General features: G+C 59.3%; 7 protein-coding genes. 6 read left to right on the forward strand and 1 reads right to left on the reverse strand.

The genetic code is table 11. From position 1 onward, the window contains the following. Positions 1-401: 401 nt before the first annotated feature. Positions 402-2,396 (reverse strand): hypothetical protein, encoded by a 1,995-nt coding sequence (locus tag FHX03_RS12220; RefSeq protein WP_183853842.1) that lies wholly within the window; start codon positions 2,394-2,396, stop codon positions 402-404. Positions 2,397-2,806: 410 nt separating this feature from the next. Between FHX03_RS12220 and FHX03_RS12225 the strand changes: the two genes are divergently transcribed. From FHX03_RS12225 to FHX03_RS12250, 6 genes are all read left to right on the forward strand, one after another. Continuing rightward, complete coding sequence (locus tag FHX03_RS12225; RefSeq protein ID WP_097625225.1) at positions 2,807-3,583, forward strand: competence/damage-inducible protein A; 777 nt, start codon at positions 2,807-2,809, stop codon at positions 3,581-3,583. 108 nt (positions 3,584-3,691) lie between these two features. After that, positions 3,692-4,534, forward strand: a complete 843-nt coding sequence (locus FHX03_RS12230; protein WP_183853844.1) for a universal stress protein — start codon at positions 3,692-3,694, stop codon at positions 4,532-4,534. 204 nt (positions 4,535-4,738) lie between these two features. After that, complete coding sequence (gene gpt, locus FHX03_RS12235) at positions 4,739-5,233, forward strand: xanthine phosphoribosyltransferase (RefSeq protein ID WP_049734206.1); 495 nt, start codon at positions 4,739-4,741, stop codon at positions 5,231-5,233. Positions 5,234-5,426: 193 nt separating this feature from the next. After that, entirely contained in the window at positions 5,427-6,014 is a 588-nt protein-coding gene (locus tag FHX03_RS12240) for a hypothetical protein (protein ID WP_183853846.1), read from the forward strand. A 590-nt stretch (positions 6,015-6,604) separates the two neighbouring features. Then, the gene (locus tag FHX03_RS12245; protein WP_183853848.1) at positions 6,605-10,420 is read left to right on the forward strand and encodes a vitamin B12-dependent ribonucleotide reductase; all 3,816 of its coding nucleotides are present in this window, start codon (positions 6,605-6,607) and stop codon (positions 10,418-10,420) included. A gap of 692 nt (positions 10,421-11,112) precedes the next feature. Next, positions 11,113-12,066 (forward strand): formylglycine-generating enzyme family protein, encoded by a 954-nt coding sequence (locus FHX03_RS12250; protein WP_183853850.1) that lies wholly within the window; start codon positions 11,113-11,115, stop codon positions 12,064-12,066. Positions 12,067-12,210: the final 144 nt, after the last annotated feature.

Raw genomic sequence — 12,210 nt, forward strand, 5'->3', positions numbered from 1 at the left:
CACTCAATATCGGTTGAGAATGCCGCCTCTCTTTGTTAGCAGGGAGAACCACGCGGACGTGGTGGAATCGGTAGACACAAGGGACTTAAAGCAAAATTGAGTGCACTGGCGGAAACGCCTGATGTAGAACTGCTCAAAGTCGGGGAAACCTGTCAGATGGCAATCCCGAGCCAAGCCCCGCAAGGGGAAGGTGTAGAGACTAGACGGGCAGCACCTAAGGCAGACGCTAGGGTGAAGGTATAGTCCAGACCACAAACGCCGGAAGGCGGCGGCGAAAGCCGTAGCGGTAAGAAAATCCCTCGGCCTTAGGCTATGCGGGTTCGACCCCCGCCGTCCGCACCATATGCCATACAAATCAGCCCACCCATGAGAAGATGGGCGTCACCGCGGCCCTGTGGGTTTCATTGCGAGGGAAAACCGTTGAACCGGTACAGTTCCCACCCAAATCCGTCTTTCAGCAACAAAGTCGATTCCGGCAACATTCGCGATATGGTTTTTTCCGCCAACCCAAACTTGGCGGCGCCAACGCGTTCGGCCAACAATTCCTGTTTCTCCGTCACCCGGATAAAGTACCGGATGTTGTTACGTTTGACGAAGGCGTCCACATCATTTTCGGAGTCGGGAAATATATAAGGGGGCAGCAACCATCCCCTATCTCTGCCTCCCGTGTAGGCGGCCGCAAATAAAATGCTGCCCGTGTCGAACGGTTGAAATACAGTCCTCAAATCATTTGCCGCAACATAGCGATAAATGATGTAACCTTCACGCTGGGCCCCAAGAAAGCCATCGAGTTTTTGCCGGCCGATCAGGACTTCCATGACTCCCTGCTCCATCCAGGAATAGGGTTCGCGGCTGGGCCGATAAACGAATTTGACTGCAGGAAGACAGAACACCACAAGAGCGATAACCACCACTGCAAGCGTAAACAAATGGCCATTGATGGCCCTACGTCCTGCCAGCAGGCGTGCAGACATGTCGAACACAAAGCCGCCCGGTTGAGCGGTTTTGCTGACTGCAATTTTTTCCACGATCAGACTCGCGCCAATATAAGCGGTCGAAAAATATAGCAAATAGGCCGGCGTCGCCCATCGGATATGGTTGAACATGACGGCGTACCAGATGATGAACATCGCAGCAGTTGTCGCTACAAGCACAAATATCCTTCTGAACGACGCGAGCAATGCGCCGATGATCAGGATGAGAGCGACGATCGCATATCGCCGGCGATCCAGAAACCAATCATGCAAGATAAAGAAGAAGTCGTGCCAACCCTGGCGGGTCGTAAGATCGGTCACGAAAACCCGGTTTGCCGGATCGAAAGCACGGCCGAGCTCAAGTCTGTAGTCCGCCATCCACTGATCCGAAAGTCCGGGATGCCCAAAAATGAAAGGATAGATAGGGTTACCGAGCACGATGAGATTTTTGATGTACCAGTAGCCCGCAAGGGATAGAAACGCGGCCAGGCAGGTCAAAAAAAGCGAAAATGGCATTTTGCCGCGATAGATCGACGGCAAGAGCGCCAAACCGATCAAGCCAACCATCTGAAGCTCGGTGTATTTGCCGCCGACTGCGCCACCCACGAGCAAAGCACAAGAGACGATCTCAGAGGGCCTGCCGGTCTCAAGATAGCGCCAGAGATAAAGGACGGCGGCAACCGAAAAACAGGATCTGGGAAGATCAGTTAAAGGGACTGCCACGCCTGGCGTAAAAAAGGGCTGAAACACGATCAGGAAGAAAACCAGCAACAATCCAGCCGCCCGCCAGCGGTGTGCGCAGCTTGTGAGCAATAACAAAAATCCGAGGAAAATCGCCGCGTTCATCAGGCCCGCCCCGAGCCAGTGATCGACGAATAGCAATGTGCTGGCAAAAAGCACATTGAAGAAAAGCGGTATGTTTCCGTAAAAATTGCTGCCTATCTGCGGCGTGACAAATCCACCATGGGAAACGATGCTTTGCGCGAGCGGAATCTGAAATGCCCAAACATCCGCCGATCCTGCCGGGAAGAGCGCTGTTACCGAAATCACCCCAATCAAGACAATAAATGCGCCCGATGCCAAAAGAGGAAAGGGATTGCCGTTGGCAGTCGCCCGCACGCCCACCCCCGCCAGATTGCGCAAATCAACAAAAGTCGCCAGAACATCATTCCGTCGCCAGATCATCAAAATCGCGGCAAGAGGCAACACGATTTCTATGCGCAACAGATGAATGACTCCGAGGGCCGTTGCCAAACCACCGACGAGAGCAATCCCCGGCAAGATACCGCTCAAGAGCAGATCCGTGCCGTCACGAACAGGCGGATGAAAGCCGCGGTTTAGCCAAAGCACAAGAGCGCGATTGAGGGTCAGGCCAAACAGTAAAATCGCGGCAACGACAAGCCACACCGCAAGGACAGTCATGATCTTATGTTCCTCTCCCCCACTACGATTGCTTACTGCGAAGACAGCGTAGATTCCGGCGCGCGAACTGCCGGATCGTGTGCAAATCTGGAAGGCAGCGATCCATCGCCAGGTAGGGAAATGCTGAAAAGGTTTGGGGGCTTTGCACTTCGATCTAATTGCCTTGTCGCCGACAGACCCGCCATAGCTTGTAAACCGTTTGCCTGCAATCCGAGAGACGCAGTGATTACCTGGGAACTATAGCTCGTCGGCGTCTAGCGCTTTCGCCACGCCAGCTGGAGGTGCCGTGGAGCGAGCCGCACTTGAATTCTTCGTTGTTTTAGTTTCGGTAAAAGTGACGCATCGGCGAGTGTTTGCAAAGCGGCCGAAGGGCGCTACCTATTCACCAGCCTCACATCACGGAACATCCCATGAGCCACGCCACCGTTGTTACCGCCGCCATGCTCGCCATTGGCGACGAACTTCTTTCCGGCCGCACCAAGGACAAAAATATCGGCCACCTCGCCGATCTGCTCACGCTTTCCGGTATCGATCTCAAGGAGGTGCGCATCGTCGCTGACGATGAGGAGGCGATCGTCGAGGCGTTGAACGCGCTTCGCGGCAAATATGATTACGTCTTCACATCAGGGGGCATCGGGCCGACGCATGACGACATCACCGCCGATGCCATCGCCAAGGCCTTCGGGGTGCCGTGCGAATATGACGAAACGGCGATGACGCTGCTGGCCGATATGTACCGTCGCCGCGAGATGGAATTCACCGAGGCGCGCCAGCGCATGGCGCGCATGCCGCGCGGATCTGTCCATATTGCCAATCCGGTGTCGACGGCGCCGGGTTTCATCATCGGCAACGTCCACGTGATGGCTGGCGTGCCGCAGGTCTTCCAGGCGATGGTCGACAATGTGCTGCCGATGCTTCGAACCGGAACGCCGGTGCTCTCGCTCGCCATCGCTTGCCCTTACGGCGAAGGCGAGATCGGTACGCCCCTGACGGCGATCCAGAAAGCCCATCCGGAAACCAGCATCGGCTCCTACCCCCGCTATATCGGCCAGAAATTCTCGACCGAGATCGTCGTGCGTGGCCGCGCGCAGGCGGCAATCGATGCGGCCGGCGCCGCGGTGCAAGACATGATCGACGTCATCCGCCAGAGGAAGGACATCGCCGATAACCATTCCGCCGAGGCTTGAGGGCATAACCGGAACCGGGGATCAGGCTTGATCCCCGTCAAGGAACGGAAGAACGGTCCGGTGCATTCCTTCCCTCGCGCACGCCATTTCAGCGCAAGGAGAATTGATATGTCTTACAAAACCATTCTCGCCATTCTCGATACAGCAGACAATAGCGCCGCCGTCGCCGATTTCGCCTTTGCCATTGCCGCCGAAAGCGGCGCCCATGTGATCGGCCTGCATGCCGAAAACATCTCCGCCGTACCGCTGGTGGCGCCGATGGAAATCCCCGATCCCGTCGCCGTGCAGGCGCTGCAGGATATGGCGCATGGCGAAACGATCGCGGTTGAGCGGATTTTTCGCGCCAAGGCTGAGGCCTCAGGCGGTTCCTCGGAGTGGCGCAGCTTTGCCACCTCCATCGGCTACGGCTCCGCACCGCTGATCGAAAGCGCCCGCAGCGCCGATCTGCTGATCGCCTCGCAGGCCGATCCGGCCAAATCCTCCGACAGCCATGTCGACGTCGACAGCTTTCTCTTCGAAACCGGCCGGCCGGTGCTGATAATCCCCTACATCATCCGTCAGCCAAAGCCGATCAAGCGCGTGCTGATCGCCTGGAACGGCTCGAAGGAGGCAGCGCGCGCGACCTTCGACGCGCTGCCTATCCTGAAGGCGGCCGACGCGGTGGAGATCTTCTCGGTCGATCCGGCCGACACCGCACTGCAGTCGCCGCTGACGGCAGGCACCGATATCGCCGCCACGCTCGCCCGCCACGGCGTGAAGACGACGCTTTCGACGGCTCGAAGCGTGGATAAAAACACCTCGCACGTCATCGAGAACCGGCTTTCGGACAACAGCATCGATCTTCTCGTGATGGGCGCCTATACCCATTCCTGGCTCTGGCAGATGATCTTCGGCGGCACGACGAGGACCTTGCTGCAATCGATGACGGCGCTGACGCTTCTGTCGCGTTGATCGGCTGCTCTTGCCTTTTGCCGGCAAATTCCGTTAATTGCGCCGACCGATGACGGCTTCGGGCCTCGGCACAACTCGCGCAGTGCAGCGCGCGATCTCGCGCAGTTCCGGCTCGCGCGATTTCTTGTTTTGCCGATCGCCGCCTTAAGCCCCTCCGGTCGCCGGCTAACGGCGTGTTGATTTTTCATGCCGCGGAGCAGCCCGATGTCCCTTCCCGATAAAGCCTTTCCCGTCTCCTGGGATCAGTTCCACCGCGATGCGCGCGCTCTTGCCTGGCGGCTTGCCGGCCTCGATCAAACGTTCAAGGCGATCGTCTGCATCACCCGCGGCGGCCTCGTTCCGGCCGCGATCATCTCGCGCGAACTGAACATCCGGCTGATCGAGACCGTCTGCGTCGCCTCCTATCATGACTACGTCAACCAGGGCGACATGACGCTGCTCAAGGGAATAGCGCCCGAGCTCGCCGAAAACGGCGGCGAAGGCGTGCTCGTCGTCGACGATCTGACGGACACCGGCAAGACCGCCGTCCAGGTGCGCACCATGCTGCCGCGGGCGCATTTCGCTTGCGTCTATGCAAAGCCGAAGGGTGTTCCGACGGTCGATACCTTCATCACCGAGGTGAGCCAGGATACGTGGATCTACTTCCCTTGGGACATGGGCTTCACCTACCAGGAGCCGATCGCCAAGGGGCCGCGCTGAGCCCATAGGTCGCAGCGCGCACCCCTCGTATTTACCACTTGAAATTGTTCCAGTTTTTGTCGGCGAGGTTTCCTGAATCCGCTATCGGGATCTGCACATCTATTTTAACTTATTCGCATAAACTCGGCAGCTGCGAATCGTATCAAACTGCGCTTAAAGCGTGCAGCAAACGATGCGGTAGAAGGAAACGACGATGGCGCGGTGGGGACATGTTGCGGTGGTTGCCGTCGGGCTGGCGGCATGTCTGCTTCCCCTCACGCCTGCCCGCGCCGAGCCTGCCTATGTTCCCCTGGTGCGCGACTATGTCGAGACGCGGATCCGGCCGATGGTGGAAACGCCGTTGGTGCTGAAAGCCATCGCCGAGCAGAATGCCAAATTCACCGATGTCAGCGAAATCGACATGCGGGTCCTCGATGAGACCTATCGGTCGGAGGTCGATCGGCACCATCTGCAGATGGTCCAGCTGCTGCTCGACAAATCCGTGTCGAACTACCTGAAAACCAGGCAGGACGCCTCGCAGGGGGCGATCGTCGAATTTTTCGTCACCGACAGTCATGGACTGAATGTGGGGCAAAGCACCATTACCGCCGACTACTGGCAGGGCGACGAGGAGAAATACCTCAGAACCTTCGCCGACGGCTCCCGAGAGATCTTCATCGACCGGGCGGAACGCAACCAATCCACCCAGATGCTCGAAACGCAGGCGAGCTTCGTCGTCATTGACGAAGAGGACAACCCGATCGGCGTCGCCACCGTCACCATCGCCATCGACGCGCTCTGAAGAGGGCTGAATTCGGCGCCGAATCGGCATGCGCATTTGCACGGGAAATGCCATCACAAGATTTGCCGCAGGACGCTTTTTTGTGGTTCCGGCATTTTCCTTGGCCGGCAGCCCCTGCAAGCCATTGTAATTTCAGGGCTCCCCGGCTTTCCCCAATCTCCACAGGCGCATCCACAAGATGTTGTGGTTAGCAATCAATTAACGGCCAGCCCTTGACGGAATCACCCGTTTCAAACTTACTGTCCCTGATGTTGCGGCGGCGACAGGACCGGAGGTAACGAGCCCGGTTCCCTATTGAAAATTAGGACGCGGAATCAGGGCGACTGGCCGGGAACGGTGTCAGGCCTGACAGGATCTCTGCGCGATTTTCAGCCTCCAAAAAAAGTGACGTCGGGACTGGCGATAATAAGCTGTTAATACTATATTTAGCGTTTGCAGCCACCATCACCACAAGATACAGGAAGGACATCTCCGGATGACACCCCTGTGACAATACGGAAACGAGACTGGCTGCACGACGACAATGTGCCGCCGGATAGGAATTTTGCGCCCCGGTCGTGGGGACTGGGCGCCAACACGAGGTCAAGACCATGCGCATCGAACGTCGTTTCACGAAGGCCGGCCAAGGCGCCTATGCGGATATCGAATTCCGCAAGGCGACCAGCGAGATCAAGAACCCCGATGGTTCGATCGTGTTCCGCCTCGAGAATATCGACGTTCCCGCCCAGTTCTCCCAGGTAGCGACCGATGTCCTGGCGCAGAAGTATTTCCGCAAGGCCGGCGTCCCCACCCGGCTGAAGAAGGTGGAGGAAAACGACGTCCCTTCCTTCCTGTGGCGCTCCGTTCCCGACGATGCTGCGCTGAAGATCCTGTCCAAGGATGAGCAGACCGGCTCCGAGATCGATGCGCGCCAGGTCTTCGACCGCCTTGCCGGCACCTGGACCTATTGGGGTTGGAAGGGCGGCTATTTCTCTTCGGAAGAAGATGCGGCGGCCTTCAAGGACGAGCTTGCCTATATGCTCGCCACCCAGCGCGTTGCGCCGAACTCGCCGCAGTGGTTCAACACCGGCCTGCATTGGGCCTACGGCATCGACGGCCCCGGCCAGGGCCATTTCTATGTCGACCCCTTCACCGGCAAGCTGACCAAGTCCAAGTCGGCCTACGAACATCCGCAGCCCCATGCCTGCTTCATCCAGTCGGTCGAGGACGATCTCGTCAACGAAGGCGGCATCATGGATCTGTGGGTGCGTGAGGCGCGCCTGTTCAAATACGGCTCCGGCACCGGCTCCAACTTCTCGATGCTGCGCGGCGAAGGCGAAAAGCTTTCCGGCGGCGGCCGCTCCTCCGGCCTGATGAGCTTCCTGAAGATCGGCGACCGCGCCGCCGGCGCCATCAAATCGGGCGGCACGACGCGCCGCGCCGCCAAGATGGTGGTCGTCGATATCGACCATCCCGATATCGAGGAATACATCAACTGGAAGGTCAAGGAAGAACAGAAGGTCGCAGCCCTCGTCACCGGCTCGAAGGTCGTCGCCCGGCACCTGAAGACGATCATGAAAGCCTGCTTCAATTGCGAAGGTGGCGACAACGGCGACTGCTTCGATCCGGCCAAGAACCCTGCCCTGAAGCGCGAAATCCGCGCCGCCAAGAAGGACCAGGTTCCGGAGAACTACGTCCAGCGCGTCATCCAGTTCGCCCGCCAGGGCTACAAGGATCTTCAATTCAAGACCTACGACACGGATTGGGATTCGGAAGCCTATCTCACGGTCTCCGGCCAGAACTCCAACAACTCCGTCTCGATCAAGGACGACTTCCTGCGCGCCGTGGAAAATGACGGCGAATGGAAGCTGACCGCCCGCAAGGACGGCCGGGTGATGAAGACGCTGAAGGCGCGCGATCTCTGGGAAACGATTTCCTACGCCGCCTGGGCCTCGGCCGATCCTGGCATCCACTTCAACACGACGATGAACGACTGGCACACCTCGCCCGCCGGCGGCCCGATCCGCGGCTCGAACCCGTGCTCGGAATACATGTTCCTCGACGACACCGCCTGCAACCTTGCCTCGCTGAACCTGCTGCAGTTCAAGGACAAGGCCACCAAGCGCATCAATATCGCCGATTACGAACACGCCGTTCGCCTGTGGACTGTCGTGCTCGAAGTCTCGGTCATGATGGCGCAGTTCCCGTCGAAGCGCATTGCCGAACTCTCCTATGAATACCGCACGCTCGGGCTCGGCTACGCCAATATCGGCGGCCTGCTGATGTCGTCGGGTATTCCCTATGACTCCACTGAGGCCCGCGCCATTGCCGGTTCGCTGACCGCGATCATGACCGGCATATGCTATGCGACCTCGGCCGAAATGGCTGCCGAGCTCGGCCCCTTCCCGAACTTCGCGCCGAACCGCGACAGCATGCTCAGGGTCATTCGCAACCATCGCCGCGCCGCTTACGGCGAAACCTCCGGCTATGAGGCGCTGTCGATCGACCCGGTCGCGCTGATCCATTCGGAAAACCCGGATCAGGATCTTGCCGCCCACGCCAAATCGGCCTGGGACAAGGCGCTAGCGCTCGGCGAACAGCATGGCTACCGCAATGCCCAGGTCTCGGTCATCGCCCCCACAGGCACGATCGGTCTCGTCATGGATTGCGACACGACAGGCATCGAGCCCGACTTCGCCCTCGTCAAGTTCAAGAAGCTCGCCGGCGGCGGCTACTTCAAGATCATCAACCGCGCCGTGCCCGACGCGCTGCGCACGCTCGGCTATTCCGAGAGCCAGATCGCCGAAATCGAGGCCTATGCCGTCGGCCACGGCAACCTGAACCAGGCGCCGGCGATCAACCCGTCGACGCTGAAGGCCAAGGGCTTGACCGACGAGAAGGTGGAAGCCGTCAACGCGGCGCTGAAGAGCGCCTTCGACATCAAGTTCGTCTTCAACCAGTGGACGCTCGGCGCCGACTTCCTGAAGGAGACGCTGAAGGTTTCCGACGAACAGCTCGCCGACATGAGCTTCAACCTGCTCGACCATATGGGCTTCTCGAAGAAGGACATCGAAGCCGCCAACATCCATGTCTGCGGCGCGATGACGCTGGAAGGCGCGCCCTTCCTGAAGGCCGAGCATCTGCCGGTCTTCGATTGCGCCAATCCCTGCGGCAAGATCGGCAAGCGCTACCTCTCGGTGGAAAGCCATATCCGGATGATGGCTGCTGCCCAGCCCTTCATCTCGGGTGCGATTTCCAAGACGATCAACATGCCGAATGAGGCGACCGTCGAGGATTGCAAGAACGCCTATCTGCTCTCCTGGAAGCTCGGCCTCAAGGCGAACGCGCTCTATCGCGACGGCTCGAAGCTGTCGCAGCCGCTCAATGCCTCGCTGATCGAGGACGAGGACGACGAGGATGGGCTGGAGGACCTGCTGCAGGCGCCCGTCGCCGCCCAGGCCGTCACCATCACCGAAAAGATCATCGAGCGGGTGATCGAACGGGTTTCGCGCGAACGCGAAAAGCTGCCGAACCGCCGCCAGGGCTATACCCAGAAGGCCGCCGTCGGCGGGCACAAGGTCTATCTGCGCACCGGCGAATTCGGCGATGGCCGCCTCGGCGAGATCTTCATCGACATGCACAAGGAAGGCGCTGCCTTCCGGGCGATGATGAACAATTTCGCCATCGCCATCTCGCTCGGCCTGCAATACGGCGTGCCGCTCGAGGAATATGTCGAGGCCTTCACCTTCACCAAGTTCGAGCCGGCCGGCATGGTCATCGGCAACGACGCGATCAAGAACGCCACCTCGATCCTCGACTACGTCTTCCGCGAGCTTGCCGTCTCCTATCTCGGCCGTCATGACCTCGCCCATGTCGATACGTCGGATTTCTCCAACACCGCACTCGGCAAGGGTATCCAGGAAGGCAAGACCAACCTGCTTTCGACCGGCTGGACCCGCGGCTACAAGCCGACGCTGGTGTCCGGTACCGGCGGCGAACGCCAGGCGGGCGAACCCAAGGGTGCCGCCACCGCAGCCCCTGCCCGCGCCGCTTCCACCGGCACGGTCACCGCCTTTGCCGGCAGTGCTGCCCGCAAACTGGAACCGACCGCAGCCATCTCCACTTCCGAAATCGTCGCCTTCAAGCGCGACTACGAGGAGCGCGCCAAGGAATTGGCCGAAGAGATCGCCGAAGAGGTAACTGAGGAAATCACCAGCGACGCCACCGCCCTTTTCTCCGACAAGGCGGCAGCGGACGCGGCAACGGCGAAGACCGAAGCCAAAAAGGTGGAAGCCGAACGCCGCCAGCGCTCGATTATGCAGGGTTATACCGGCAACATGTGCTCGGAGTGCCAGAACTTCACGATGGTGCGGAATGGGACCTGCGAGAAGTGCGACACGTGCGGTGCGACGAGCGGGTGCAGCTGAAGACTCTCGGAGTTCCTCTGGCGCGACAAGCGTTATGACATAGCGCCACTTTTATGACACAGAATCCATCGGTCTAGATTGCGATCTGGACCGATGGATTTTTTACGAGGGCGCAGCGGACGGGACTTTTTCACGAGTGATCTTAGAGGAAGTAGCCCCACAATCTCCTCCCAGACCTCGGTCATTGCCTGAATGAAAGCTGGACTTCCACACATGTCCGGATGACCGAAGAACCTCAAATCCGCCTCAGGCGACTCCGATTCCGCACCTGCTATGGCGATGCGTGATTGCATCCCAAGCAGTTCCTGAAGGGTCATCTCGTGAAGATCGCGATAGATCGGGCTTGCATGCCGCGTTGAAAACACTAGGGACTGTCGGCTTGCCTGGGCGCGTATATAAGCTACGGCAAACATAAGGAGAGCAAGCAGGTTACCGTAGCCTACTGACGGATCCGCGTTTAGCCAGGAACAAATATCCGGGCGAAAGCCGTTCAGAACAGCAATGGCGTGGCAGGCGACATCAGTGTCGACGCGATATCATCGCCGCAACTTCTACCTGGCTCGATCGAATTCCGCGGTCGTATCTTACTGTAACCTACTTCAAGAACGCGGCTGTGGGGGATAGTTATCCTGATCGGAGATCAGCGGCACGCATCGATATGAAACGGCGATACGCTAGCGAGGGTGACGAAAATGATACCTGACCGGCGCGCGGTGGACGACGCGGGATTTCAGGGCCTAGTCTGGGTGGCCGGCCATACCTTCACCATGGGTTCGGACAAGCATTATGTGGAGGAGGCTCCTGCCCATCCGGTGACGGTCGACGGCTTCTGGATCGACGCTACCCCCGTCACCAACCGCCAGTTCGCCTCATTCGTCAAAGCCACCGGACATGTGACCGTCGCCGAAAGGGCGCCCCGTGTCGAGGACTATCCTGGAGCGCTTTCCAAAATGCTGCGAGCCGGATCGCTGGTGTTCACGCCGCCGAAAACCGTCGTCGGTCCCGACATTACGCAGTGGTGGTCGTTCAAGTTCGGAGCGGACTGGCGACACCCCTACGGCGGTCGCACGGACATCCGCGGCAAGCTCGATCATCCCGTCGTTCATATCGCCTATAGCGACGCCAAGGCTTATGCGGCTTGGGCGGGAAAAGATCTGCCGACCGAGGCCGAGTGGGAACTGGCGGCGCGCGGCGGCCTTGATGATGCCGAATTTGCCTGGGGCGACGAGTTGATCCCGGAAGGAAAGCTGATGGCCAACACCTGGCAGGGCACCTTCCCTACGCAGAGCACCAAGCCCGCCGGTGCAGATAGAACGTCCCCTGTCGGATCCTTTCCATCAAACGGCTACGGCATCTACGACATGATCGGCAACGTCTGGGAATGGACCTCTGACTTCTGGTCGGCACGCCATCCCGAGCCTGCCAGCCATTCATGCTGCATCCCCATCAATCCCCGCGGAGGCGACGCCGACGCCAGCTATGATCCGGGGATGCCAGACATCAGGATCCCCCGGCGCGTGCTCAAGGGCGGATCCCACCTCTGCGCGCCGAACTACTGCAGGCGCTATCGTCCCGCCGCCAGACATGCCGAGCCTGAGGACACGTCGACAAGTCATGTCGGATTTCGCTGCGTCAAGCGCACGTGAGGGCCGCGTGATAACCAAAGGGCGCCTCGGCGGAACGAAGCCGCCGATTGCGGGTCCGCAACTCAGTCTGCAATGTGACTGTAGGAGCGAACGCGGATCGACAGTGCATACTGTATGTTACTGGCGCGTGCGCGGTACTCGCCA

Origin of the sequence: Rhizobium sp. BK456, from assembly GCF_014194045.1 — a bacterium.
In the GTDB taxonomy this organism is placed as follows: Bacteria; Pseudomonadota; Alphaproteobacteria; order Rhizobiales; family Rhizobiaceae; genus Rhizobium; species Rhizobium redzepovicii.

Coding starts and splice junctions, on each gene's coding strand:
- FHX03_RS12240 (WP_183853846.1), top strand. CDS start 5,427: ATGGCGCGGTGGGGACATGTTGCGGTGGTTGCCGTCGGGCTGGCGGCA.
- FHX03_RS12225 (WP_097625225.1), top strand. CDS start 2,807: ATGAGCCACGCCACCGTTGTTACCGCCGCCATGCTCGCCATTGGCGAC.
- FHX03_RS12230 (WP_183853844.1), top strand. CDS start 3,692: ATGTCTTACAAAACCATTCTCGCCATTCTCGATACAGCAGACAATAGC.
- FHX03_RS12220 (WP_183853842.1), bottom strand. CDS start 2,396: ATGACTGTCCTTGCGGTGTGGCTTGTCGTTGCCGCGATTTTACTGTTT.
- FHX03_RS12250 (WP_183853850.1), top strand. CDS start 11,113: ATGATACCTGACCGGCGCGCGGTGGACGACGCGGGATTTCAGGGCCTA.
- FHX03_RS12245 (WP_183853848.1), top strand. CDS start 6,605: ATGCGCATCGAACGTCGTTTCACGAAGGCCGGCCAAGGCGCCTATGCG.
- gpt (WP_049734206.1), top strand. CDS start 4,739: ATGTCCCTTCCCGATAAAGCCTTTCCCGTCTCCTGGGATCAGTTCCAC.